21 protein-coding genes are annotated in these 25,081 nt (G+C 61.0%); 8 read left to right on the top strand and 13 right to left on the bottom strand.

The features are described 5' to 3' along the window. The first annotated feature begins 12 nt into the window (after nt 1-12). Entirely contained in the window at nt 13-285 is a 273-nt protein-coding gene (locus tag ASD95_RS03990; RefSeq protein ID WP_007970256.1) for an HPr family phosphocarrier protein, read from the top strand. Nucleotides 286-498: 213 nt separating this feature from the next. Here the strand turns inward: ASD95_RS03990 and pmbA are convergent, their stop codons facing one another. Further along, nucleotides 499-1,845, bottom strand: coding sequence for a metalloprotease PmbA (pmbA, locus tag ASD95_RS03985; RefSeq protein ID WP_056728352.1), 1,347 nt, complete (start codon nt 1,843-1,845; stop codon nt 499-501). 108 nt (nt 1,846-1,953) lie between these two features. Between pmbA and yjgA the strand changes: the two genes are divergently transcribed. Next, complete coding sequence (yjgA, locus tag ASD95_RS03980) at nt 1,954-2,478, top strand: ribosome biogenesis factor YjgA (protein WP_056728351.1); 525 nt, start codon at nt 1,954-1,956, stop codon at nt 2,476-2,478. A 124-nt stretch (nt 2,479-2,602) separates the two neighbouring features. Here yjgA and tldD read toward each other — a convergent pair whose 3' ends face one another. The 8 genes from tldD to mreB form a co-directional block, all read right to left on the bottom strand. Continuing rightward, a complete protein-coding gene (tldD, locus tag ASD95_RS03975; RefSeq protein ID WP_056728350.1) occupies nt 2,603-4,045 on the bottom strand; it encodes a metalloprotease TldD in 1,443 nt (480 codons plus the stop codon). 12 nt (nt 4,046-4,057) lie between these two features. Next, entirely contained in the window at nt 4,058-4,912 is an 855-nt protein-coding gene (locus tag ASD95_RS03970; RefSeq protein WP_056728349.1) for a carbon-nitrogen hydrolase family protein, read from the bottom strand. A gap of 69 nt (nt 4,913-4,981) precedes the next feature. Beyond that, on the bottom strand, nt 4,982-8,785 hold the full coding sequence (locus tag ASD95_RS03965; protein ID WP_056728347.1) for a YhdP family protein: 3,804 nt from the start codon (nt 8,783-8,785) through the stop codon (nt 4,982-4,984). 75 nt (nt 8,786-8,860) lie between these two features. After that, on the bottom strand, nt 8,861-10,318 hold the full coding sequence (gene rng, locus ASD95_RS03960) for a ribonuclease G (RefSeq protein WP_056728345.1): 1,458 nt from the start codon (nt 10,316-10,318) through the stop codon (nt 8,861-8,863). A gap of 45 nt (nt 10,319-10,363) precedes the next feature. Then, nucleotides 10,364-10,972, bottom strand: a complete 609-nt coding sequence (locus tag ASD95_RS03955; protein WP_056728341.1) for a Maf family protein — start codon at nt 10,970-10,972, stop codon at nt 10,364-10,366. Nucleotides 10,973-11,004: 32 nt separating this feature from the next. Beyond that, nucleotides 11,005-11,496 carry a rod shape-determining protein MreD gene (gene mreD, locus ASD95_RS03950; protein ID WP_007970244.1) on the bottom strand — a complete coding sequence of 164 codons (492 nt, stop codon included), beginning with the start codon at nt 11,494-11,496 and terminating at the stop codon, nt 11,005-11,007. Then, on the bottom strand, nt 11,496-12,656 hold the full coding sequence (mreC, locus tag ASD95_RS03945; protein ID WP_082563034.1) for a rod shape-determining protein MreC: 1,161 nt from the start codon (nt 12,654-12,656) through the stop codon (nt 11,496-11,498). Before mreC ends, mreD begins: the two co-directional genes overlap by 1 nt. 143 nt (nt 12,657-12,799) lie before the next feature. After that, nucleotides 12,800-13,837, bottom strand: coding sequence for a rod shape-determining protein MreB (gene mreB / locus ASD95_RS03940; protein WP_002555108.1), 1,038 nt, complete (start codon nt 13,835-13,837; stop codon nt 12,800-12,802). A gap of 210 nt (nt 13,838-14,047) precedes the next feature. Between mreB and gatC the strand changes: the two genes are divergently transcribed. The 6 genes from gatC (at nt 14,048) to ASD95_RS03910 (ending at nt 19,272) form a co-directional block, all read left to right on the top strand. Then, nucleotides 14,048-14,335, top strand: a complete 288-nt coding sequence (gatC, locus tag ASD95_RS03935; protein WP_007901429.1) for an Asp-tRNA(Asn)/Glu-tRNA(Gln) amidotransferase subunit GatC — start codon at nt 14,048-14,050, stop codon at nt 14,333-14,335. A 17-nt stretch (nt 14,336-14,352) separates the two neighbouring features. After that, nucleotides 14,353-15,804, top strand: a complete 1,452-nt coding sequence (gatA, locus tag ASD95_RS03930) for an Asp-tRNA(Asn)/Glu-tRNA(Gln) amidotransferase subunit GatA (RefSeq protein ID WP_056728337.1) — start codon at nt 14,353-14,355, stop codon at nt 15,802-15,804. Nucleotides 15,805-15,814: 10 nt separating this feature from the next. Beyond that, nucleotides 15,815-17,260, top strand: coding sequence for an Asp-tRNA(Asn)/Glu-tRNA(Gln) amidotransferase subunit GatB (gene gatB / locus ASD95_RS03925; RefSeq protein WP_056728336.1), 1,446 nt, complete (start codon nt 15,815-15,817; stop codon nt 17,258-17,260). A gap of 148 nt (nt 17,261-17,408) precedes the next feature. Beyond that, nucleotides 17,409-17,783, top strand: coding sequence for a septal ring lytic transglycosylase RlpA family protein (locus tag ASD95_RS03920; protein ID WP_056728335.1), 375 nt, complete (start codon nt 17,409-17,411; stop codon nt 17,781-17,783). 50 nt (nt 17,784-17,833) lie between these two features. Next, on the top strand, nt 17,834-18,895 hold the full coding sequence (locus ASD95_RS03915; protein ID WP_056728331.1) for a calcium/sodium antiporter: 1,062 nt from the start codon (nt 17,834-17,836) through the stop codon (nt 18,893-18,895). Further along, nucleotides 18,892-19,272, top strand: a complete 381-nt coding sequence (locus ASD95_RS03910) for a carboxymuconolactone decarboxylase family protein (RefSeq protein ID WP_046040018.1) — start codon at nt 18,892-18,894, stop codon at nt 19,270-19,272. The genes ASD95_RS03915 and ASD95_RS03910 overlap by 4 nt, the downstream gene beginning before the upstream one ends. A 100-nt stretch (nt 19,273-19,372) precedes the next feature. Here the strand turns inward: ASD95_RS03910 and ASD95_RS03905 are convergent, their stop codons facing one another. The 4 genes from ASD95_RS03905 to ASD95_RS03890 all read right to left on the bottom strand — a co-directional run bounded on the left by ASD95_RS03905 (nt 19,373) and on the right by ASD95_RS03890 (nt 25,030). Beyond that, nucleotides 19,373-20,314, bottom strand: coding sequence for an AEC family transporter (locus ASD95_RS03905; RefSeq protein ID WP_056728322.1), 942 nt, complete (start codon nt 20,312-20,314; stop codon nt 19,373-19,375). 185 nt (nt 20,315-20,499) lie between these two features. Continuing rightward, entirely contained in the window at nt 20,500-22,053 is a 1,554-nt protein-coding gene (gene garD, locus ASD95_RS03900; RefSeq protein WP_056728321.1) for a galactarate dehydratase, read from the bottom strand. A gap of 11 nt (nt 22,054-22,064) precedes the next feature. Next, the gene (locus ASD95_RS03895) at nt 22,065-23,438 is read right to left on the bottom strand and encodes an MFS transporter (RefSeq protein WP_056728320.1); all 1,374 of its coding nucleotides are present in this window, start codon (nt 23,436-23,438) and stop codon (nt 22,065-22,067) included. A gap of 146 nt (nt 23,439-23,584) precedes the next feature. Then, nucleotides 23,585-25,030, bottom strand: coding sequence for an aldehyde dehydrogenase family protein (locus ASD95_RS03890; RefSeq protein WP_056728314.1), 1,446 nt, complete (start codon nt 25,028-25,030; stop codon nt 23,585-23,587). Between the last annotated feature and the right edge of the window lie 51 nt (nt 25,031-25,081).

The raw sequence follows: 25,081 nt of genomic DNA, 5'->3' as shown, positions 1-25,081 counted from the left end.
ATTCACATCGCGATGCCTGCTCTGGAAATCGAAATCATCAATAAATTGGGCCTGCACGCTCGCGCTTCTGCAAAATTCGTTGGGGTAGCGGGTCAGTTCCCGTGCCAGATCCGGGCCGGTCGGACACCAGAGTCCATGGTCGATGGCAAAAGCATCATGGCGATGATGATGCTGGCCGCCGGCAAAGGCACCACGATCCACTTGAGCACCGAAGGCGAGCAGGAACAGGAAGCGCTGGATGCGCTGGTGGCGTTGATCAACAACTTCTTCGACGAAGGCGAATAAAAGCTACCCAAAAGAAGATAGGCCCAGCCGTTGCAGGAGCGAGCCTGCTCCGGGCGGCGTTCCGACGATGGCATCACCACTTTCAACTTCAATGTCGCCTGACACTCCGCTTCGCGAGCAAGCTCGCTCCTGCAAGGGGGTTGCCGTGTAGTCAATAAAAAAGGCGCGCCACCCAATGGGTGACGCGCCTTTTTTTTGTACAGCGGCCGAGGCTTAGCTACCCGCCACCGTCATCCGCTCGATCAGCACCGAACCTGTGCGAATGTTGCTGCGCAATTCAAGATCGTTACCCACGGCCACGATCTGCTTGAACATGTCGCGCATGTTGCCGGCGATGGTCACTTCCTGCACCGCGAACTGGATTTCACCGTTCTCGACCCAGTAACCCGCTGCACCACGGGAGTAATCGCCGGTCACCATGTTGAGGCCCTGCCCCATCAATTCAGTCACCAGCAAGCCACGTCCCATGCGCCGCAGCAAGGCGGCCTGGTCTTCGTCGCCATGGGTGACGAACAGGTTGTGCACGCCGCCGGCGTTAGCCGTGCTCGGCATGCCGAGCTTGCGGCCGGAATAGGTGCCGAGGATATACGACACCAACTCGCCTTTTTCGACGAACGGTTTGGCGTAGGTTGCCAAACCATCACCGTCGAACGCTGCGCTGCCCATGGCACGCATCAGATGCGGACGCTCGTCGATGGTCAGCCACTCCGGAAACAGCTTCTGCCCGAGAGTGCCCTCAAGGAACGAAGACTTGCGATACAGGCTGCCACCGGAAATCGCCGACAGGAAACTGCCGAATAGCCCTCCGGCCAACTCTGCGGAAAACAGCACCGGCACCTCGCAAGTCGGCACCGGACGCGCGCCCAGACGGCTCGCCGCCCTTTGCGCTGCGCGCTGACCGATGCTCACCGGGTCGGCGAGCAGATTGCCTTGGCGGTTCACGTCGTACCAGTAATCACGCTGCATCTGGCCATCGGCCTCGGCGATCATCACGCAGCTCAGGCTGTGGCGAGTCGATGCGTAACCGCCGATAAACCCGTGGCTATTGCCATAAACGCGGCAGCCCTGATGGGTACTGAGGGTGGTGCCGTCGGCGTTCTTGATCCGGCTGTCGGCGGCAAACGCCGCGGCTTCGCAGGCCAGGGCCTGTTCGATGGCTTGTTCCGGCGTGATGTCCCATTGGTGGAACAGGTCGAAATCCTGAATATCCCGCGCCATCAGCGCGGCATCCGCAAGACCCGAGGCTTCGTCTTCCGAGGTGTGCTTGGCGATGGCCAGTGCAGCGGCGACGGTTTCGCGAATCGCATCAGGGCCGCTGGCCGAAGTGCTGGCCGAGCCTTTGCGCTGACCGACGTACAAGGTGATGCCAAAACCCTGGTCGCGGTTGAATTCAACGGTTTCGACTTCACGCTGGCGCACCGTGGTCGACAATCCCTGCTCCAGTGACACCGCCACTTCACAGGCACTGGCGCCCTGGCGTTTGGCTTCAGCGATGATCTGCTCGACTTGTTCCTGCAGTGCCGGCAACGCTTGTGGGCCGACGCTTTCAACTGCACTCATGCTGTTCTCCACTCAAATTCTGCTTTCGGTAACGGTCATCGAGCGACCGGGCCGGACAAGCGGCCCCCGACTGGTTATCATGGCGGCGTTTCTTTGCGGACGGCCACCATGGTTGATTCTTACGACGACTCCCTCGATACGGGAGAAAAAAGCAAATCCCAGGTAAAACGCGAGCTGCATGCTCTGGTTGACCTTGGCGAGCGCCTTACAACACTCAAGCCTGACTTGCTGGCAAAACTGCCCTTGACCGACGGAATGCGTCGGGCTCTGGCCGATGCGCCCAAGCACACCGCGAATATCGCGCGTAAACGGCACCTTCAGTTCATCGGTAAACTGATGCGCGATCAGGACACTGCCGCCATTCTGGTTCTGCTCGATCAACTCGATGCCTCCACCCGTCAATACAACGAACGCTTCCATAACCTGGAGCGCTGGCGTGATCGTCTGATTGCCGGCGACGATGCCGTTCTGGAAAAGTTCGTCGTCGATTACCCGGACGCGGACCGCCAGCAATTGCGTTCCCTGATCCGTCAGGCCCAGCATGAGGTTGCGCAAAACAAGCCTCCTGCTTCCAGCCGTAAAATCTTCAAGTACATCCGTGAGCTGGACGAGACTCAACGCGGTCTGCGCTGAGTAACGCCCTTCCCGTCCTGTAGGAGCTGCCGAAGGCTGCGATCTTTTGATCTTTCGCTCAGAACTCAATTGTCTGGGTAAAGATCGCAGCCTACGGCAGCTCCTACAGGGGATATCCCCGTCGTTATGCGCCCGTGCCACCCACGGTGATCGCATCAATCTTCAGCGTTGGCTGGCCGACACCCACCGGCACCGACTGCCCATCCTTGCCACACGTGCCCACGCCGCTGTCCAGCGACAGATCATTACCAACCATCGATACCTTGCTCATGGCTTCCGGCCCGTTGCCGATCAGGGTCGCGCCCTTGACCGGAGCGGTGATCTTGCCGTCCTCGATCAGGTACGCCTCGCTGGTGGAGAACACGAACTTGCCGCTGGTGATGTCCACCTGACCGCCACCCAGGTTGGCGCAGTAGATGCCACGCTTCACCGAGGCGATGATTTCCGCCGGGTCGCTTTCGCCAGCGAGCATGTAGGTGTTGGTCATGCGCGGCATCGGCAAGTGCGCGTAGGATTCGCGACGACCGTTACCGGTGCGTGCCACGCCCATCAGGCGGGCGTTGAGCTTGTCCTGCATGTAGCCCTTGAGGACGCCGTTTTCGATCAGCGTGGTGCACTCGGTCGGCGTGCCTTCGTCGTCGACGCTCAACGAGCCACGGCGACCGGCCAGGGTGCCATCATCGACAATGGTGCACAGCTTCGACGCAACCATCTCGCCCATGCGCCCGCTATAAGCCGAACTGCCCTTGCGGTTGAAATCGCCTTCCAGGCCATGACCGACGGCTTCGTGCAGCAGTACGCCCGACCAGCCTGAACCGAGCACCACCGGCAAGGTACCGGCCGGGGCCGGAATGGCTTCCAGGTTGACCAGCGCCTGGCGCAACGCTTCACGGGCATAGCCCATGGCGCGGTCTTCGCCGAGGAAATAACGGTAATCGGTGCGACCGCCACCGCCATGACCGCCGCGCTCGCGACGGCCGTTCTGCTCGACGATCACGCTGACATTGAAACGCACCAGCGGGCGCACATCCGCCGCCAGACCGCCGTCAGTGGAAGCCACCAGAATCCGTTCCCACACACCGGCCATACTCACGGTGACTTGCTGGATGCGAGGGTCGAGGGCGCGGGTCGCGGCATCGATTCGCTTGAGCAAATCGACTTTCTCGGCACGGGTCAGCACTTCCAGGGGATTGTCCGGCGCATACAACTGCGCGACATCCTGGCTGGTGAATGCCTGTACGGTGCCGTGCTGCCCGGCCCGGGAAATCGAACGGGCGGCCCGCGCCGCCGCGCCAAGGGCTTCCAGGGTGATGGCATTGCTGTAGGCAAAACCGGTTTTTTCACCCGATTGCGCGCGCACGCCCACACCTTGGTCGAGGTTGAAGCTGCCTTCCTTGACGATACCGTCTTCCAGCGCCCAGGACTCGGAGATCTGCCCCTGGAAATACAGGTCGGCCGCATCGATGCCCGGCCCGGCCAGGTCGCCGAGCACGCCTTGCAGGCTCTCGATCGTGACGCCACCGGGCGCCAGCAGGTGTTCACTGACTGAGGACAACAACTCGCTCATATGCTTTACGCCTTAAATTCGTCGTTCTGATGCAGGTCGCTGGGCGCCCTGCGAGAAAAAGCGCCGGTGACTGGACACCGGCATCCGCGCCCGGATGGACGCCTGTTCGCTGCTGTCGCGTTCGGCCAGCAGCACGGCCTCGCCTTGATCCTGTTGTGCCAGCACACGCCCCCACGGGTCGATGATGGCGGCATGGCCAAAGGTTTCCCGCGGCCCCGGATGCGTCCCACCCTGGGCGGCCGCGAGCACATAACATTGTGTCTCGATGGCCCGTGCGCGAATCAGCACATCCCAATGCGCCGCGCCGGTCACCGCCGTGAAGGCCGAAGGGGCGGTAATCAGTTCCGCGCCGGCCGCGCGCAATTCGCTGTACAACTCAGGGAAGCGCAAGTCGTAACAGACCGTCAGGCCAACCCGTCCAACCGGTGTGTCCGCCACCACGACCCCACTGCCATAAGCATAGTCATCGGATTCCCGATAACGGCCGCGATTGTCGGCCACGTCGACGTCGAACAGGTGCAGCTTGTCGTAGCGCGCCACCGTTTCACCCTGGTCATCGACCAGCAACGAACAGGCATGCACCTTGGCCGTCGGCTGATCGACCGGCGGCAACGGCAACGTGCCGGCTACAATCCATAACTTGAGGTCACGTGCGGTCTGTTTCAACCAGGGCAGGATCGGGCCTTCACCCAGTGCTTCGGCGCGCCCGATGTCGGCTATGTCACGCCGGCCCATGGCGGCGAAGTTTTCCGGCAATACCGCCAGTTTCGCGCCACCGTCGGCCGCTTGCTCGAGCAGCCGACGGGCCTGGGCCAGATTGGCCAGCACATCGCTCTGGCTGACCATTTGAATCACCGCTACGGACATGGCGCACTCCTGGAATCGTATGCGGCCATGCTACTCCATAGGCTTGCCGAGCGCCTTTTCAAAAGGATCTCAAAAAGCCTTGTCGAAGGTAATCTTCGGTTCTTTCCACGGCCCTTTGACGGTGTACTTCACACTGGCGAAACGGGAGACCCGGTCACCGATCAGCTTGTCAATCAGGAACAGCGCCCCGCCGACCGCGGGTGCGCCGACGATTAATGCGGCAATCGGCAGGTTATTGGTCACCGGCAAGGTCACCATCAGTTTCGCATCGATCTGATCGGCCACCATGTTCAGCGTGCCGTCGAGTTCAATGGTGCTCGACGGGCCCGTCAACTGGATCGGCTTGCGGGTGACATACACACCATCGGTCCCGACCAGCAGCCCCTTGACCCGGTCATAACTCAGGCCTTTGCCGAACAGGTCGGAGAAGTCCAGGCGCAGGCGCCGGCCGATGGAGTTGAAGTTGAGCAAGCCAAATACCCGCAGCGCCTGGGCACTGCCTTCAACCTCGACGAACTGCCCCTCATTGAGCGTCGCATCGAGCGTGCCGGAAAAACGCTTGGTCGCCACCCAGGCCGGTGAGCCGGGCCAGCGGCCATCAACGTCCATATAGAAGTCCTGGCTGGTGACGCTCGGCGCAAACCCCCAGCCCTTGAGCACGTCTGCAAGGTTCTTGCCGCTGATGCGGCCCTTGTACCAACTGTTGCTGGCACCCGGCACGCCTTCCCAGCCGCCGCTGCCCACCAACAGAATGCCCTTGAGGCCCAGGTCCAGGGAGTTGAACACGATCCCCTTGGGCGTTGGACGAATCTTCAGCGACCAGCCCCCCACCAGATCCTGGCCCTGGAATAGCTGATTGATGGTGATGTCCATCGCGGGGATTTTCGTCGGGTCCACCGACGCCAGCGGATCCGGTGAGTTTTCATCGGCCAGCACGGTCGGGTCCGGCGCGGGCAGGCGCACGGTTTGAAGATTGATCGCGATTGGCGTGGCCTTCGAATCGGGAAGGTTGGCACTGCCCTTGATCTGCTGGCTGTCCAGTTGCAGAGCCCAGGCAGAAGGCTTGCGCACCAGCTGGATCGAGGCCTGATCGAGGGTAGTGCCGATACCGCTGAGCTTGTCGACCTTGAAATCCGCGCCACTGAGCAATTGCCTGGCGCTGCCTCCGGGGTCTTGTCCGGCGTACCTGTCCACCAGATCCTTCCACGGGCCAACGTCCAGCTCCGACAGCACGCCCCGTATCCGCAGGCCTTTGGTGCCAGGCAACACGGCTTCGCCGCCACCGAGGGACAATTCCCCGCGACCATCGGCGAAATTGCTGGCTGGGGCCGCGAACGTGAAACTCGCCAGATCCCCGTAGTTGACCCAATAGCGTCGCTCGTCGCCCTGCAACGTCATGCGGAACGTCGTGTCGCGCCCGGTCTCGGAAGTCATGCCGAACGGTGCAGGCAAATCGACGGCCACGCCCTTGAGGCTGGAATTGACCATCAACTGGCTGTCGGCGCCGTCCAGGGTCAGTTGCAGTTGATACGGGATCACGCCGCTCACCGGCAGAGGCTGGGTCACCTTCAGCCAGTCGGTCAGTCTCCTGACCTCGACCTGCCCTGTCGCGGACACCCGGGTTTTGAGCCTGCCCGGGCTGCCATCGGCATAAATCCGTGCGGTGACGGGCTTGTCGAACGCCCGGGCATTGATGTTGTGCCCGCTCAGGCCTTCGTCGCTGTCGAAACGGAAATCACCTTTGAGCTGGCTCAGTTCCAGCGCAGGTTCGGCCAGTTTCAAGCGTGCCCTGGCGGTCTTGAAGTCGACGAGGATCTTCGGTTCCTCGCCTTTTGCCAAGGGAATATCCAGCTTCAACTTGCCTTGCAGGTCACCCTCGCCTTCCCAGCCGGCAAAGGTCGGCCCGGTGCCGATCGGCGCTTCCTGGAGGATTTTCAGGCCATCGCCCAAACCGCCGGCAAATCCGCCATCGAGGAACAAATGAACGTTCTGCCCGGTCGGCACATGGGGAATGTTGACGTAGATATCGTTGACCTGCGTATCGAGCAACTGGCCCGTGCTGGCCAGAATCCGCACGCCGCTGTCTTCGACAAACACATCGCCGCTGACCTTGCTGACATGGGGCCAGCCCGGCTGGAAGGCCAGTTCGGCATCGTGAACCTTGAAGAACAGGCTGATGCTGCGATCAACGTCCGCGGCACCGTGGCTGAGCGAGCCTTGATACTGGAAGAAGCCCTGATCCACCGCGCCCTTGAGAATCGCAGTGCGCAGCCATTCGTCCAGCGCCGGGCTGAGGACGGTCGGCAAGTACTTGGCGGTGTAGCGACCGTCGCCGTCCACCATACCGACCCGCAGGTCCATGTAGTCTTCCCGGGTGTGATCGAAATGCAGGCGAATCAGGAAGTCGCCGGCGATCTTGCCTTCCTCGCCCAGCACTTTCAGATACGGCGCGATCAGGGTGAAACTTTCTTTATCGAGCTTCCAGGTCAACCGCGCATTGGCCTGAATGTACTGCCATGGCTTGGCGAATATCGGGTCCAGGTGCAGCATGAAATCCTTGCTATCCATGCGCAGTTCACCTTGCCCCAGGTCACCGCTGATGCTGCCGCTGACATTTCGTGCCGCCGGCGCACCGTGATAGGCGTCGAAGCCTACCTGGTCGAGGTTGGCGGCAAACCCGAACTTGCTGTCGTCGGTGGCATTGGGGCGGAAGTCGACCAGCACGTTACGCAGGCCACCCGTGACTTTTAACCGCTCGACGAGCGTGGCGAAATCTTTCGGGAACGGCGCCAGGGCGTTAAGCAGCGGGGTCAGCGGAGTGAGATCAACCCGGTCGGCTTGCAGGTGCCAGAGTTCTTCGGTTTTATTAGTGGCGGCGTTTTGCGTGAGCTGCAGATGCGTTTCCCAGCGGGTCTCCCCGAAGTTCATCGCCAGGGAGTCCAGAGTCACCGACGCGCCTTTGGCACTGCGCTGGAAGTAACCATTGAGCGCCAGGTTATTGATCTGGATCGGCTTGCGCTCGGCATAGGCGCCCTTGAGTTGTGGCGCGTTCAAGCGCACCGCAGCGCTTTGCAAGGTGCCTTTGCCCCAGGTCACCCACAGCTCGCCGCCGGCCTTGATCTCGGAAAAATTCCACTGCTGGGTCAGACGTTCAGGCAACCACTTCGACCAGTCGCTTTGCGGCAGGCTCAGGTAGACCTCGGCTTCACCGTCCTTCCATTGACTGGCTCGAATACGGGTACGCAGGCTCATGGCCACCGGTTGCCCGTCAGGCAGGGTCAGCCGTGCGTCGAGCCGCTGCCGTGACGCCCCGACCTTCAGATTCAGGCCGACGTAAGTCAGGGTCAGCGGCGATTCGCCAAACGGCTGCAAGGTTACCTGGCTGTCGAGCACCGACAGTTGCTGGATCATCTGCATGCGATTGAGCAGTTGCTCCGGATCGGCGGGCTGGTCCTGCTTCACCGGCAGACCTTCCAGCGCCCATTGACCGTCTTCGGCTTGCTTGAGGTTGATCTTCAGACCGCTGAATTCCAGATGAGCGATGCGTACCTGACGGGCCAACAGGCTGGCCCAAAGGTCCGGTACCGCGCGCACCTGATCCAGGCGCAAGGCATTGGCGCCCTCGCCGACTGTCACGTCGCGGGCCATCAATATGGGGGCGAATCCACTCCAGTTGCCTTCGAGTTCGCCGATTTGCAACGGCATGCCCAAGGCATCGCTGGCTTTGGTCTCGATGTCGGCACGGTACTCGGCGACTAACGGCGTCAGCTCCCGGCCAAGGCTGACGTAGAGCGCCATCAACACCAAAACCAACGCGCACAGGCCCAGCCCCCAGCGGGTCAGAACAGCCAAAATGCGTGTCAGACGATCCATGTCAGGTGGCTCCCATGGCAAAAGTTTTGCAAAAAGCTGAGGCCAGCCCTTCTCGAACAATCAAGACGAAACGCTTCAGAGCAGCACCACGTCGTATTGTTCCTGGGAATACATGGTTTCGACCTGAAAGCGGATGGTGCGCCCAATAAATCCTTCGAGCTCGGCGACGTTACCCGACTCTTCGTCGAGCAGGCGGTCCACCACTTTCTGGTTTGCCAATACACGATAGCCTTCCGCCTGATAGGCGCGAGCCTCACGCAGGATTTCGCGGAAGATTTCGTAGCAAACGGTTTCCGGGGTCTTGAGCTTGCCCCGCCCCTGACAGGCATTGCACGGTTCGCATAGCACTTGCTCAAGGCTTTCGCGGGTGCGCTTGCGGGTCATCTGCACCAGGCCCAACTCGGTGATACCGATGATGTTGGTCTTGGCGTGATCGCGCTCCAGTTGCTTTTCGAGTGTGCGCAACACCTGGCGCTGGTGCTCTTCATCTTCCATGTCGATGAAGTCGATGATGATGATTCCGCCCAGGTTACGCAGACGCAATTGACGGGCGATGGCCGTCGCGGCTTCGAGGTTGGTCTTGAAGATGGTCTCTTCGAGATTGCGATGGCCGACAAATGCCCCTGTGTTGACGTCGATGGTGCTCATGGCTTCCGCCGGATCGACCACCAGATAACCGCCGGACTTGAGCGGGACCTTGCGCTCGAGCGCCTTCTGGATTTCGTCTTCGACGCCATACAGGTCGAAAATCGGCCGCTCACCCGGGTAATGCTCCAGGCGGTCAGCAATCTCGGGCATCAGTTCGGCGACGAATTGCGTGGTTTTCTGGAAGGTTTCCCGGGAGTCGATGCGGATCTTCTCGATTTTCGGGCTCACCAGGTCACGCAGAGTGCGCAGCGCCAGACCGAGGTCTTCGTAGATCACGCTAGGCGCACTGATCGTTTTGATCTGGGCGTTGATCTGATCCCAGAGACGGCGCAGATAACGGATGTCCATGAGGATTTCATCGGCGCCGGCACCTTCGGCTGCCGTGCGCAGGATGAAACCGCCGGCCTCCTTGATCCCTTCCTTGGCCACGCAGTCGGTGACCACCTGCTTGAGGCGGTCGCGCTCGGCTTCGTCTTCGATCTTCAGGGAAATGCCAACGTGAGCGGTGCGCGGCATGTACACCAGGTAACGCGAAGGAATCGAGAGCTGGGTGGTCAGGCGTGCGCCCTTGGAACCGATCGGATCCTTGGTCACTTGCACCACCAGGCTCTGGCCTTCGTGCACCAGAGCACTGATGCTTTCGACCGCCGGGCCTTCGCGCAGGGAAATTTCCGACGCATGAATGAACGCGGCACGGTCCAGGCCGATATCGACGAATGCCGCCTGCATTCCCGGCAATACCCGCACGACTTTGCCTTTATAGATGTTGCCGACGATCCCGCGCTTTTGCGTACGCTCGACGTGGACCTCTTGCAGGACACCGTTTTCGACCACCGCCACGCGCGATTCCATCGGCGTGATGTTGATCAGAATCTCTTCACTCATGGCAGGGTCTCGTTCAGGCATGTTCACGATAATGGCCGCATCTGTTCAAAACGTTGCTTGGTGTGCGTTCCAGGGTTGCCAACAGGGTATGCCGAAATGGCCGAGCAGTTCCGCGGTTTCGCAAAGCGGCAGTCCGACCACCGCTGAATAACTTCCATCGAGCCCGGCGACAAACACCGCACCCAGTCCTTGAATGCCATAACCGCCCGCCTTGTCCTGTGGTTCGCCGCTGGCCCAGTAGGCCACGGCTTCTTCACGACTGATATCCCGAAAACGCACGCGGCTGGTGACAACCCGGGATTCGCAACGTTCGCCATCGAGCACGGCAATCGCGGTCAGCACTTCATGCTCACACCCTGACAGCATCATCAGCATGGCGCACGCATCCGCCTGATCAACCGGTTTGCCGAGAATTTTTCCATCGAGCACCACGGCGGTATCGGCACCGAGCACACAGAACGGTTCGTCAGACACGACGCTGCCGCGCCCGGCCTCGGCCTTGCCGCGCGCCAGACGCTCGACATAGGCCGACGGGGATTCTTGAGCTAAAGGAGTTTCATCGATATCCGCACTGACGGCGCAGAACGGAACGCCGATCTGCGTGAGCAGTTCACGTCGACGCGGCGAACCAGAGGCGAGGTACAACCGTTTCATCAAGACCTCTCCCTGTCCAATGCCTGAGCGAATTAATTGATTTTGTAGCGTCGACGCAGTCCGCGCAAACCGAAACTGATCCAGGGCCAGAGCAGCGCACTGACCAGTGCCGGCAGCACCAGCGCCAGCGTCGGCTGACGATTGCCGGTCAAGGCACTGAGCCACAGTTGTACAAGCTGGGCGAGGCCGAAGATCACCAGGATCACCAGGCTCTGCTGCCACATCGGGAACATCCGCAGGCGTTGCTGCAGCGCCAGCACCAAATAGGTGATGAGCGTCAGGATCAAGGCATTCTGCCCCAGCAAGGTACCGTAGAGCACGTCTTCAGCCAGCCCCAGGCAAAACGCCGTCACCATCCCGACGGTCTGCGGCAGGTTCAACGCCCAGAATGCCAGCAACAAGGCCAGCCACAACGGACGCAGGATTTCCATGAATTGCGGCAGAGGTGAAACACTCAGCAGCAGGCCGACGGCAAACGTCAGCCAGACTATCCAGCCGTTTCGGGATGCTTTTACACCGCCCATTATTCTCTCCCCACTGGAGTGGCCGGCGCGGACACTGGCGGTTTGGCCGCAGGCTTCGCGGCAGCGGGTTGCGCCGCCGGCGGTTTAGCTGCCGCAGGCTTGGCTGGCGTGGTCGCTGGCTTGGCTGGCGCGGTGACCGGCTTGGCCGGCGCGGTGGCCGCAGGCGCCGCCGTGGCAGGAATCGCCGGTGCGGCAGCCGGTGCAGCCGGTGCAGCCGGTGCAGCGGGGGCTGCAGGGCTGGCCAGTTTCGGAACCGTCGCCGGAATGGTCGGCCCACCGCCCTGTGCATCCAGGCTTTCCTGAGCCTGGGCGGCAGCGTTGACGCGCTCTTCGGCGGTCCGGTTGTCGCTGAACACCAGCAGCAGGTAACGGCTACGGTTCAAGGCGGCGGTTGGAACGGCGCGGACAATGGCAAACGGCTGGCCGGAATCGTGAATCACTTCCTTGACCGTCGCCACCGGATAACCCGCCGGGAAACGCTGACCGAGGCCGGAGCTGACCAGCAAGTCGCCTTCCTTGATGTCGGCGGTATCGGCCACATGCCGCAACTCGAGACGCTCCGGGTTGCCGGTGCCGCTGGCGATCGCCCGCAAACCGTTACGGTTCACCTGCACCGGAATGCTGTGGGTGGTATCGGTCAGCAGCAAGACGCGGGAGGTGTAGGGCATCAACTCGACCACCTGCCCCATCAGGCCACGGGCATCGAGTACCGGCTGACCGAGGACCACGCCGTCGCGCTCACCTTTATTGATGATGATGCGATGGGTAAAGGGGTTGGGGTCCATGCCGATCAACTCGGCCACTTCGACCTTCTCATTGACCAGTGCCGAAGAGTTGAGCAACTCGCGCAGCCGAACGTTCTGCTCGGTCAGGGCGGCCAGCTTCTGCATGCGCCCCTGCAACAGCAGGTTTTCAGTCTTGAGTTTTTCGTTTTCGGCGACGAGTTCGGTCCGGCTGCCAAACTGACTGGCAACGCCTTCCCACAGTCGTCCGGGCAGGTCGGTGATCCAGTAGGCGTCCATCAGCACCAGCGACATCTGGCTGCGTGCAGGCTTGAGCAGACTGAAACGGGCATCGACCACCATCAGCGCGACCGATAGCACGACCAGCACCAACAGGCGCACGCCCAGTGAAGGGCCCTTGGTGAAAAGCGGTTTAATAAGCCGCTCCTCCCAGGCAAATGTTCTGTTTATTCATACGGCAGCAATCCGGCCTGGATGCAGACTGACAGAAGATAAACGCGAACAGGCAGCACTGCAAAGTGCCGCCTGCGCGCTCAACAGCATAGAGGCAATCCGGCGACTTATTCGCTGGAAAGCAGGTCCATGGTGTGTTTATCCATCATTTCCAATGCACGGCCACCGCCGCGAGCAACGCAGGTCAGCGGGTCTTCGGCAACGATCACCGGCAGACCAGTCTCCTGGGCCAGCAATTTGTCCAGGTCACGCAGCAAGGCGCCACCACCGGTCAGTACCAGGCCACGCTCGGCGATGTCGGAAGCCAGTTCCGGCGGCGATTGCTCCAGGGCGCTTTTCACCGCCTGAACGATGGTCGCCAGGGACTCTTGCAGAGCTTCCAGCACTTCGTTGGAGTTCAGGGTAAATGCCCGTGGAACGCCTTCGGCCAGGTTACGGCCGCGAACGTCGACTTCGCGAACTTCGCCGCCCGGGTAGGCGGTACCGATTTCCTGTTTGATACGTTCGGCGGTGGACTCACCGATCAGGCTGCCGTAGTTGCGACGCACGTAGGTGATGATCGCTTCGTCGAAGCGGTCGCCGCCAACGCGCACGGATTCGGCGTAAACCACACCGTTCAGGGAGATCAGTGCGATTTCAGTGGTACCGCCACCGATATCCACGACCATCGAACCGCGAGCTTCTTCTACCGGCAGGCCGGCACCGATCGCAGCAGCCATTGGCTCTTCGATCAGGAACACTTCACGGGCACCGGCACCGAGGGCCGATTCACGGATTGCACGACGCTCAACCTGGGTGGATTTGCACGGAACGCAGATCAACACGCGAGGGCTAGGCTGCAGGAAGCTGTTTTCGTGAACCTTGTTGATGAAGTACTGCAGCATTTTTTCGCACACGCTGAAGTCGGCGATCACGCCGTCCTTCATCGGACGAATGGCAGCAATGTTGCCCGGCGTACGGCCCAGCATGCGCTTGGCTTCGGTGCCGACAGCAACGACACTTTTCTGGTTACCGTGTGTCCGAATGGCCACAACCGATGGCTCATTCAGGACGATACCGCGCTCGCGCACGTAAATAAGGGTGTTGGCAGTGCCCAGGTCAATGGAAAGATCGCTGGAAAACATGCCACGCAGTTTCTTGAACATGGGAAAGGGACCCTAGGCAACGCGTGGGTAAAAAAGTGCGGCAAACTCTAACAACGACAGGGATTTTGGGCAAGGCGCCAATATGTTAAATTGGCCGCTTTTCTGTGCACCAAGCCCCACAATCGCGGCCTTATGACCGTAGAAGTGCGGTAGTGTTCCGACAATCTAACACACGGACGCGGTCCGTTTTGTTTTCCACTGGAGAATCCCATGGCGCTTGAACGCTCCGACGTGGAAAAAATCGCTCATCTGGCCTGCCTTGGCCTCAATGATGCCGATCTTCCACACATCACTTCGGCCCTCAACAGCATTCTCGGGCTGGTCGACGAAATGCAGGCGGTCAATACCGACGGTATCGAACCGCTGGCCCACCCACTGGAAGCCAGCCAGCGCCTGCGCGCAGACGTCGTGACCGAGACCAATCACCGCGAGGCCTACCAGTCCATCGCACCAGCGGTCGAAAACGGCCTGTACCTGGTTCCGAAAGTCATCGACTAATAGGGAAAGAGCCTGCAATGCATCAATTGACTCTGGCCGAGATCGCCCGCGGACTCGCCGATAAAAAGTTTTCCTCCGAAGAGCTGACCAAGGTCCTGCTGGCGCGCATCGCCCAGCTCGATCCGCAGCTCAACAGTTTCATCAGCCTCACCGAGGACCTGGCGCTGACGCAGGCGAAAGCCGCCGATGCCCGCCGGGCCAACGGTGAGAGCGGCGCCCTGCTCGGCGCGCCGATCGCCCACAAAGACCTGTTCTGCACCCAGGGCATTCGCACCAGCTGCGGCTCGAAGATGCTCGACAACTTTAAAGCACCGTACGACGCCACCGTGGTCGCCAAACTGGCTGCGGCCGGGGCCGTGACCCTGGGCAAGACCAACATGGACGAATTCGCCATGGGGTCGGCCAACGAGTCGAGCTACTACGGCGCGGTGAAAAACCCGTGGAACCTGGAACACGTTCCGGGCGGTTCGTCCGGCGGCTCCGCTGCGGCGGTTGCCGCTCGTCTGTTGCCTGCGGCCACCGGCACCGACACGGGCGGTTCGATTCGTCAGCCTGCGGCCCTGACCAACCTCACCGGCCTGAAACCGACCTACGGTCGTGTTTCGCGCTGGGGCATGATTGCCTACGCGTCCAGCCTCGACCAGGGCGGCCCGATGGCACGCACCGCCGAAGACTGCGCGATTATGTTGCAAGGTATGGCAGGCTTCGATCCGAACGACTCCACCAGCATCGATGAGCCCGTACCGGACTACAGCGCCAGCCTCAACGGCTCGCTGCAAGGCCTGCGCATCGGCGTGCCGAAGGAATACTTCAGCGCCGGTCTCGACCCGCGCATCGCAGAGCTGATCCACAACAGCGTCAAGGAGCTGGAAAAGCTCGGCGCCGTGATCAAGGAAATCAGCCTGCCGAACATGCAGCACGCGATCCCTGCGTACTACGTGATCGCCCCGGCGGAAGCCTCGTCCAACCTGTCGCGTTTCGACGGCGTGCGCTTCGGCTACCGCTGTGAAAACCCGGTCAACCTGATCGACCTGTACAAACGCTCCCGTGGCGAAGGCTTCGGCCCGGAAGTACAGCGCCGGATCATGGTCGGTGCCTACGCGCTGTCCGCCGGTTACTACGACGCCTATTACCTGAAGGCGCAGAAGATTCGTCGCTTGATCAAAAACGACTTCATGGCGGCCTTCAATGAGGTCGACATCATCCTCGGCCCAACCACGCCGAACCCGGCCTGGAAGCTTGGCGCCAAGAACAGCGACCCGGTCGCTGCGTACCTGGAAGACGTCTACACCATCACCGCCAACCTCGCGGGTCTGCCGGGCTTGTCCATGCCGGCAGGTTTTGTCGACGGTCTGCCGGTCGGCGTGCAACTGCTCGCCCCGTATTTCCAGGAAGGCCGCTTGCTCAACGTTGCGCACCAGTACCAGTTGAACACTGACTGGCACACCCGCACCCCAACCGGCTTCTGAGGAGACACACATGCAATGGGAAGTCGTGATCGGGCTGGAGATTCACACCCAGCTCACCACCCGGTCGAAAATCTTTTCCGGTAGTTCCACCACGTTCGGTTCAGAGCCGAACACCCAGGCCAGCCTCGTAGACCTGGGCATGCCCGGCGTGCTGCCGGTGCTGAACCAGGAAGCGGTGCGCATGGCGGTGATGTTCGGTCTGGCGATTGACGCCGAGATCGGCCAGCACAACGTGTTCGCCCGTAAAAACTACTTCTACCCGGACCTGCCCAAGGGCTACCAGATCAGCCAGATGGAGCTGCCGATCGTCGGCAAGGGCCACCTGGACATCGCCCTCGAGGACGGCACGGTCAAACGTGTCGGCATCACCCGCGCGCACCTGGAAGAAGACGCCGGCAAGAGCCTGCACGAAGAATTCAGCGGCGCCACCGGCATCGACCTGAACCGTGCCGGCACACCGCTGCTGGAAATCGTCTCCGAACCGGACATGCGCAGCGCCAAGGAAGCCGTGGCCTACGTCAAGGCGATCCACGCGCTGGTGCGCTACCTGGGCATCTGCGACGGCAACATGGCCGAAGGTTCGCTGCGCTGCGACTGCAACGTATCGATCCGTCCGAAAGGCCAGGTCGAGTTCGGCACCCGCTGCGAGATCAAGAACGTCAACTCGTTCCGTTTCATCGAGAAGGCGATCAACAGCGAAATCCAGCGTCAGATCGAGCTGATCGAAGACGGCGGCAAGGTCATCCAGCAGACCCGCCTGTACGATCCGAACAAGGACGAAACCCGTCCGATGCGCAGCAAAGAGGAAGCCAACGACTACCGTTACTTCCCCGATCCGGACCTGCTGCCGGTGGTTATCGAGAATTCGTTCCTCGACGACGTGCGCGGCACCTTGCCGGAATTGCCACCGCAGAAACGCGAGCGTTTCCAGGAGCAGTTCGGCCTGTCGGTCTATGACGCCAGCGTCCTGGCCACCAGCCGCGAGCAAGCCGATTACTTCGAGAAAGTCGCGAGCATCGGCGGCGACGCCAAACTGGCGGCCAACTGGGTGATGGTCGAGTTGGGCAGTCTGCTCAACAAGCAAGGCCTGGACATCGAAGAGTCGCCGGTTTCCGCCGAGCTTCTGGGCGGCATGCTGCTGCGCATCAAGGACAACACCATCTCCGGCAAGATCGCCAAGGTGGTGTTTGAAGCGATGGCCAATGGCGAAGGCAGCGCGGACGAGATCATCGACAAGCGCGGTCTCAAGCAAGTGACCGATACTGGCGCCATTTCGGCGGTGCTGGACGAAATGCTCGCGGCCAACGCCGAGCAGGTCGAGCAATACCGCGCGGCAGACGAAGCCAAGCGCGGCAAGATGTTCGGCTTCTTCGTCGGTCAGGCCATGAAAGCCTCCAAAGGCAAGGCCAACCCGCAACAGGTCAACGAACTGCTCAAAAGCAAGCTCGAAGGCTGATGAGGATGGAGCCAGCTCTAAAATCTGGCTCCATTCCCTGTGGGAGCGAGCTTGCTCGCGACAGCGGTCCGGCACTCAACGATGAGTTGATTGTCAGAACGCTATCGCGAGCAGGCTCGCTCCCACAATTGTTTCGGGAAAACCTTGAATGAAACGTCTATTCGGCGCCTGCGCCCTCCTCTCGCTCCTGGCCGGTTGCGCCAGCACCGACACCGTCGATCCGCATGGCTACGACAAAACCGGCGTGGCTTCGTACTACGGCGCCAAACACCAAGGCAAACGCACCGCCAACGGCGAGCGTTTCAACATGAAATCCATGACCGCCGCCCATCGCCAGCTACCCTTCGGTACACGGGTGAAGGTCACCAATCTGAATAACGACAAATCCTGCGTGGTACGCATCAATGATCGCGGGCCGCACACCCGTGGCCGCCTGATCGACCTGTCCCGGGAAGCCGCCGAGCGCCTGGGCATGCTGCGCAGCGGCACTGCGAAGGTTCGCGTGCAAGCCCTGGACGACTGACCGATGGAGCCCCGACCATTTTCGGACTAGCCGATTTACCCCTGATCAGTGTGATCGAATTGCTCAGCGGATTGTTCCTGCTGATTGTCGGCGCCGAATTGATGGTGCGCGCCGCCGTACGCATCGCCGCGCGGTTGCACGTACGACCGCTGATCATCGGCCTGACCATCGTCGCCCTCGGCAGCAGCGCGCCGCAAATGGCGGTCAGCCTGCAAGCGACCCTGGCGCAAACTGCCGACATCGCCGTCGGCAGTGTGATCGGCAGCAGCATTTTCAACATCCTCGTCACCCTCGGGTTGTCCGCGCTGATCATTCCTTTGCGGGTTTCCCGGCAATTGGTACGCCTGGATATTCCGTTGATGATCGGCGCCAGCCTGCTGGTGTTCGTACTCGCCTGGAATGAAGAACTGTCCCGGGCCGACGGCGTGATGCTGCTGACGGCACTGGCGATTTACCTGGGCTTGTTGCTGCGCCAGTCACGGCATTCGGGACGGCCGGTATCGAGCCATGACCATCATGGGCAAGCGCCATGGCTGAGCAGCCTGCTGATGATCGTCGCCGGGCTGGCGATGCTGGTGTACGCCGGGCACTTGCTGCTGGGCGCGGCGGTTGCGGTGGCCACCGATCTTGGGTTGTCGGAGCGGATCATCGGCCTGACCATCGTCGCCGTCAGCACCTCACTGCCTGAACTGGCCACTTCGTTGATCGCGGCCATGCGCGGCGAGCGCGATATTGCCGTGGGCAACGTGATTGGCAGCAACCTGTTCAACCTCCTGGGTGTGCTCGGTTTTACCGCGCTGGTGGCACCGTCGCCGCTGTCGGTGTCGCCCAACGCCCTGGATTTCGACCTGCCGGTGATGCTCGGCGTCGCGGCGCTGTGCCTGCCGGTGTTCTACTCCGGCTACCGGGTGACCCGCGCCGAAGGCCTGCTGTTTCTGGGTTTGTACCTGGCGTATGGGCTACACGTGGTGTCGTTCACCACCGGTATGCCACTGGCCGGCAAGCTGGAACACTTGATGCTGTTTTTCGTCCTGCCGGCGCTGGTGGCGTTTTTGTTGTTCACGTCACTACGCGCCTGGCGTCGCCAACACCATAAGAAGGAAGCCCCATGACCGAGAATAAAAAACCCGGCGTTGAAGTCCGCCGCCAAGTGATGGGCGACGCCTTCGTCGACCGCGCACTGGGCAATGCCACCGAATTCACCCAGCCGCTGCAGGACTTCGTCAATGAACACGCCTGGGGCGGTGTGTGGAATCGCGAAGGCCTGCCACTGAAAACCCGCAGCCTGATCACCCTTGCCGCCCTGACTGCACTCAAGTGCCCGCAGGAATTGAAAGGTCACGTGCGCGGTGCGCTGAACAATGGCTGCACTGTGGATGAGATTCGCGAGGCGCTGCTGCATTGCGCGGTGTATGCCGGTGTGCCGGCGGCGATTGATGCGTTTCGGGCGGCGCAGGAAGTGATCGACAGTTACCAGAAGCCGGAATAATTTTATTGCTTTGAAAAGATCGCAGCCTGCGGCAGCTCCTACATTGGAATGCGTTTTCCTGTAGGAGCTGCCGCAGGCTGCGATCTTTTGACCCTTGCCTTTAAATCCACCCACCCCACTGCAAAAAGAAGATCCCGACATTGGTGGTGACCGCCGCCATCAGCGTGGTGATCACGATAATCGCCGCCGCCAACTCGTGATTGCCATCCGCCGCCCGGGCCATGACGAAACTGGCAGCGGCAGTCGGGCTGCCGAAGTACAGGAACAGAATCCCCAGTTCCGCCCCGCGAAAGCCCCACAACCACGCGCCCAGTGTCGCCAGTACCGGCAAACCGATCATCTTCACCAGGCTTGAACTCAGCGCCATGTTGCCGCTTTTGCGCAGCGCGGCCAGGGACAGCGTGCCGCCGATGCAGATCAGCGCCAGCGGCAAGGTCGTTTGCGCCAGATACTGGCCGGAGGTTTCCAGCCAGCCAGGCAAGCCAATCTTGAAATAGGCAAAGGGGGCAGCCACGATCACGCTGATGATCAGCGGATTGCTGAACACGCTTTTGCAGATACTCCACGGATCGGACTTGATCACCGGGCTGTACACCGCCAGCACGATGGTCGAGAGGGTGTTGTAGAACAGGATCACCAGCGCCGCGAGGATCGCCCCGAGGGAAATCCCGTAGTCGCCGTACATGCTTGCCGCCAGTGCCAGGCCGATGACCCCGTTGTTACCGCGAAACGCGCCCTGGGTGTAGATCCCCCGGTCTTCCCGCGGGCACTTCCAGATCGCCCAACCCCAGGCGATGGCAAAACACGCCAGGGTCGCGAGGGAGAAATAGATCAGCAGCGCCGGTTGCAGCGCCGCGTGCAGGTCGGCATGCAGGATGCCCAGAAACAACAACGCCGGCATGGTGACGTTGAACACCAGTGACGATGCGGTGTGGATGAAGTTGTCGTTGATCCAGTCGATGCGCTTGAGCAGCACCCCGAGAAACAGCATGGCAAACACCGGCGCTGTGATGTTCAGGGTTTCGAGGAAAATTGCCAGCATGCCGGGGGTAACCTTGGTGGGCGTCGTTAGGGGGCTAATGATAAGCCACTGAAGACTTCGGCGCCTGCTAGATCGCCTTCGCGAGCAAGCCCGCTCCCACATTTGATCAGTGTCGAACACAAAATTTGTGCGCGACGACAATCCAGTGTGGGAGCGGGCTTGCTCGCGAAGCAGGCGACTCGGTCTTAAGTGATCGGCGCCGGGTTGAACAGGGTGATGTCGTTATGCAGCTTGTGCTTTTCAGCCCACGTCTGCTGCTTGCCGCTGGCCACGTCCAGGTAGTAGTGGAACAACTCCCAGCCAAGCTCCTCGATGGAGGCGCGTCCGGTAGCGATTCGGCCCGCGTCGATGTCGATCAGGTCCGGCCAGCGTTGTGCCAGTTCGGTCCGGGTCGAGACCTTCACCACCGGTGCCATGGCCAGCCCGTAAGGCGTGCCACGACCGGTGGTGAACACGTGCAGGTTCATCCCCGCCGCCAACTGCAAAGTCCCGCAAACAAAGTCGCTGGCCGGAGTCGCGCAGAAGATCAGGCCTTTGCGCTTGAAACGCTCGCCAGGGCCAAGCACGCCGTTGATCGCGCTGCTGCCGGACTTGACGATCGATCCCAGGGATTTCTCGACAATGTTCGACAACCCGCCCTTCTTGTTGCCTGGGGTGGTGTTGGCACTGCGATCCGCCTCGCCCTTGGCCAGGTAGCGGTCGTACCAGTCCATTTCCCGCACCAGTTCCTGGGCGACGTCCTGGTTTTCCGCCCGTGAGGTCAGTAAATAAATGGCATCACGTACTTCGGTGACTTCAGAAAACATCACCGTCGCACCGGCCCGCAGAAGCAGGTCCGAGGCATAACCGAGCGCCGGGTTGGCGGTGATGCCGGAGAACGCATCACTGCCACCGCATTGCATGCCCAGAATCAGTTCGGACGCCGGCACGGTTTCCCGGCGACGTTGATCGAGCTTCTTCAAGCGTGTCTCGGCCAGTTCCATGATCTGTTCGATCATTTCGGTGAAACCGTGACTGGAATCCTGCAAGCGGTATAACCAAGGCTCGCTGAGATCCACCGAGCTGTCGTTGTCGTGCATCACTTGCCCGGCCTGCAATTTCTCGCAGCCCAGGCTGATCACCAAGGCTTCGCCACCCAGGTTAGGGTTGCGCGCCAGATTGCGCACAGTGCGGATCGGGATGTACGCGTCAGTCGCGGTGATCGCCACGCCACAGCCATAGCTGTGGGTCAGCGCCACCACGTCATCGACGTGCGGGTACTTGGGCAGCAACTCATCCTTGATGCGCTTGACCGCATGATCGAGCACCCCGGTCACACACTGCACGGTGGTAGTGATGCCCAGAATGTTGCGCGTGCCGACGGTGCCGTCGGCGTTGCGATAACCCTCGAAGGTGAAACCTTCCAGCGGTGCCTGCGCGGCCGGCACATCGGTGGACAGCGGCAGGCTGTCCAGCGGTGGCGCGGTCGGCATGCGCAGTTGATCTTCCTTGACCCAACTGCCGCGGGGGATCGGCTGCAAGGCATAGCCAATGACCTGGCCATAACGAATCACCTGGCCACCCTCTGGAATGTCTTCCAGGGTGACCTTGTGGCTTTGTGGCACGAAGTCCACGGTGACCAAACCATCGGCAAACTCGGTGCCGGCCGGTACACCCTGATCATTGACCACGATCACTACGTTGTCCCGCTCGTGCAGGCGGATGTAGCGCGGCGAGTCGGAATGTTCAATCAACTGCATGACGCCGCTCCTCAGGAATGCGCTTGAGACAATTTGCCAGGGGCTTCAGTACCGTTCGCTGGTGGCTCTTTGAGCACCACGCGCTTGATCGGGCCCACGATCACCAGGTAGCTGAACACCGCGACCAATGCGTTGCAACCGACGAACACCAGCGCCCATTTGAACGAACCGGTGGAGCTGATGATGTAGCCGATCACGATCGGAGTGGTGATCGACGCAATGTTACCGAAGGTGTTGAACAGGCCACCGCTCAGGCCGGCGATCTGCTTCGGCGAGGTGTCGGACACCACCGCCCAGCCCAGTGCACCCACGCCTTTGCCGAAGAACGCCAGGGCCATGAAGCCGACGACCATCCATTCTACGTCCACGTAGTTGCACGCCACGATGCTGCTGGAAACCAGCAGGCCAGCAATGATCGGTGCCTTGCGGGCGAAGGTCAGGGAATGGCCTTTGCGCAGAAGGTAATCGGAAATCACCCCGCCGAGCACACCACCGATGAAGCCGCAGATCGCCGGCAAGGACGCGATGAAACCGGCCTTGAGGATGGTCATGCCGCGCTCCTGCACCAGGTACACCGGGAACCAGGTCAGGAAGAAATAGGTAATGCCGTTGATGCAGTACTGGCCCAGGTACACGCCGAGCATCATGCGGTTGGTCAGCAATTGGCGGATGTAGTCCCACTTCGGACCGTCGGCCTTTTTGCCTTTGCCCTTGTCCTGGTCCTGGTCCATGTCGACCATGCCGCCGTTGTCGGCGATGTGCTTGAACTCAGCATCATTGATCATCGGGTGCTGGCGTGGGCTGTAGATCACTTTCAGCCAGATCCCGGAGAAGATGATGCCGATCACGCCCATGACGATGAACACGTGCTGCCAGCCGAAGCTGTAGACGATCCAGCCCATCAGCGGTGCGAACAACACGGTGGCAAAATACTGCGCCGAGTTGAAGATCGCCGAGGCGGTGCCGCGTTCAGCGGTCGGGAACCAGGCGGCCACAATGCGTGCGTTGCCGGGGAAGGATGGCGCTTCGGCCAGACCCACCAAAAAGCGCAGCATGAACAGCGCGACCACGGCGGTGGACATGCCGAACTCGCCGACATACCCCTGCAGCACGGTGAACAGCGACCAGGTGAAGATGCTCAGTGCGTAGATTTTTTTCGAACCGAAACGGTCCAGCAGCCAGCCACCGGGGATTTGCCCGGCCACGTAGGCCCAACCGAATGCGGAGAAGATGTAGCCGAGGGTAACGGCGTCGATGCCGAGGTCTTTTTGCAGGCTGGAGCCGGCGATTGCGATGGTAGCCCGGTCGGCGTAGTTGATCGTGGTCACCAGAAACAGCATGAGCAGGATCAAATAGCGGACGTGAGTCGGCTTGGTCGATTGCATGTAGATGTACTCCCACTGATTATTTTTATGCGGGGTGAATCTTTGGTATTTCCCTGTAGGAGCTGCCGAGTGAAACGAGGTTGCGGTCTTTTGATCTTCAAAAGCAAAGATCGCAGCCTTCAGCAGCTCCTACAGAGGTATTGCGTTTACGAACCGATGTAACTGGTCTTCACGACCGTGTAGAACTCTTGCGCATAGCGACCTTGCTCACGTGATCCATAGGATGAACCTTTACGCCCACCGAACGGAACGTGGTAATCCACACCGGCGGTCGGCAGGTTGACCATCACCATCCCGGCCTGGGAGTGGCGCTTGAAGTGGTTGGCGTACTTCAAGGACGTGGTAGCGATGCCCGCCGACAACCCGAACTCGGTGTCGTTGGCCATGGCCAGCGCGGCTTCGTAGTCGGCGACGCGGACGATGTTGGCTACCGGGCCGAAGATTTCTTCCTGGCTGATGCGCATCGAGGCTTCACTGTCGGCAAACAGGGTTGGCGCGAGGAAGTAACCCTCGGTGTCGCAGGTCACCAGAGCACCGCCGCTGACCAGACGCGCACCTTCGGACTGGCCGATGTCGATGTACTTCATGTCCTGTTCAAGCTGAGCCTGGGAAACCACCGGACCAATGTCGGTGCCGGCTTTCAGCGCATGGCCGACCTTGATCGACCTCATGCGCTCGGCCATGGCTTCGACAAACTGGTCGTGGATGCCAGCGGTGACGATAAAGCGGCTGGAAGCGGTGCAACGCTGGCCGGTGGAGTAGAACGCGCTCTGTACCGACAGCTCGACCGCTTGCTTGAGGTCAGCGTCGTCGAGAATGATCTGCGGGTTCTTGCCGCCCATTTCCAGCTGGACCTTGGCCTGGCGCGATACGCAGCTGACGGCGATCTGACGACCGACACCCACGGAACCTGTGAAGCTGATGCCATCGACTTTCGGGCTGTGGACCAGTGCATCGCCAACCACACGACCGCTGCCCATCACCAGGTTGAACACACCGGCCGGGAAGCCTGCGCGGGAGATGATTTCAGCCAGGGCCCAGGCGCAACCCGGAACCAGGTCCGCGGGTTTCAGCACGACGCAGTTGCCGTAGGCCAGGGCCGGGGCGATTTTCCATGCCGGGATGGCGATCGGGAAGTTCCACGGGGTGATCAGACCGACCACGCCCAAGGCTTCGCGAGTGACTTCAACGTTGACGCCCGGACGCACCGACGGCAGGTAGTCGCCGGACAGGCGCAGGCACTCGCCGGCGAAGAACTTGAAGATGTTACCGGCGCGGGTCACTTCGCCGATGGCTTCAGGCAGGGTCTTGCCCTCTTCCCGGGCCAGCAGGGTGCCGAGTTCTTCGCGTCGGGCGAGGATTTCAGTACCGACTTTGTCCAGGGCGTCGTGACGCGCCTGAATGCCGGAAGTGGACCAGGCCGGGAACGCGGCACGGGCGGCGTCGATGGCGGCGTGGACTTGAGCCAGGTCAGCCTTGGCGTAGTCACCGATGGCGTCGCTCAGTTCGGACGGGTTGATGTTGGTCGAATAATCGCCACCGGCAACCCATTCGCCGTTGATGTAGTTATCGAAACGCTTTGAATCAGCCACTTGAAGATCTCCTCACGCAAAAGGCCGCTGATTGCTCAGCGGCCTTACTTA

This window comes from Pseudomonas sp. Root71 (assembly GCF_001429045.1).
GTDB classification, from domain to species: Bacteria; Pseudomonadota; Gammaproteobacteria; order Pseudomonadales; family Pseudomonadaceae; genus Aquipseudomonas; species Aquipseudomonas monachiensis.
Note: the sequence above shows the minus strand (reverse complement) of the source record. Positions and strands in the feature narration are given on the sequence as shown.

Bases quoted from the DNA above. Each gene is read 5' to 3' on its own strand.
- ASD95_RS03965 (WP_056728347.1), bottom strand. From the start codon at position 8,785: ATGGATCGTCTGACACGCATTTTGGCTGTTCTGACCCGCTGGGGGCTG.
- rng (WP_056728345.1), bottom strand. From the start codon at position 10,318: ATGAGTGAAGAGATTCTGATCAACATCACGCCGATGGAATCGCGCGTG.
- gatB (WP_056728336.1), top strand. From the start codon at position 15,815: ATGCAATGGGAAGTCGTGATCGGGCTGGAGATTCACACCCAGCTCACC.
- pmbA (WP_056728352.1), bottom strand. From the start codon at position 1,845: ATGAGTGCAGTTGAAAGCGTCGGCCCACAAGCGTTGCCGGCACTGCAG.
- gatC (WP_007901429.1), top strand. From the start codon at position 14,048: ATGGCGCTTGAACGCTCCGACGTGGAAAAAATCGCTCATCTGGCCTGC.
- gatA (WP_056728337.1), top strand. From the start codon at position 14,353: ATGCATCAATTGACTCTGGCCGAGATCGCCCGCGGACTCGCCGATAAA.
- ASD95_RS03895 (WP_056728320.1), bottom strand. From the start codon at position 23,438: ATGCAATCGACCAAGCCGACTCACGTCCGCTATTTGATCCTGCTCATG.
- ASD95_RS03970 (WP_056728349.1), bottom strand. From the start codon at position 4,912: ATGTCCGTAGCGGTGATTCAAATGGTCAGCCAGAGCGATGTGCTGGCC.
- garD (WP_056728321.1), bottom strand. From the start codon at position 22,053: ATGCAGTTGATTGAACATTCCGACTCGCCGCGCTACATCCGCCTGCAC.
- mreD (WP_007970244.1), bottom strand. From the start codon at position 11,496: ATGGGCGGTGTAAAAGCATCCCGAAACGGCTGGATAGTCTGGCTGACG.
- tldD (WP_056728350.1), bottom strand. From the start codon at position 4,045: ATGAGCGAGTTGTTGTCCTCAGTCAGTGAACACCTGCTGGCGCCCGGT.
- mreB (WP_002555108.1), bottom strand. From the start codon at position 13,837: ATGTTCAAGAAACTGCGTGGCATGTTTTCCAGCGATCTTTCCATTGAC.
- yjgA (WP_056728351.1), top strand. From the start codon at position 1,954: ATGGTTGATTCTTACGACGACTCCCTCGATACGGGAGAAAAAAGCAAA.
- ASD95_RS03910 (WP_046040018.1), top strand. From the start codon at position 18,892: ATGACCGAGAATAAAAAACCCGGCGTTGAAGTCCGCCGCCAAGTGATG.
- ASD95_RS03920 (WP_056728335.1), top strand. From the start codon at position 17,409: ATGAAACGTCTATTCGGCGCCTGCGCCCTCCTCTCGCTCCTGGCCGGT.
- ASD95_RS03990 (WP_007970256.1), top strand. From the start codon at position 13: ATGCCTGCTCTGGAAATCGAAATCATCAATAAATTGGGCCTGCACGCT.
- ASD95_RS03905 (WP_056728322.1), bottom strand. From the start codon at position 20,314: ATGCTGGCAATTTTCCTCGAAACCCTGAACATCACAGCGCCGGTGTTT.
- ASD95_RS03955 (WP_056728341.1), bottom strand. From the start codon at position 10,972: ATGAAACGGTTGTACCTCGCCTCTGGTTCGCCGCGTCGACGTGAACTG.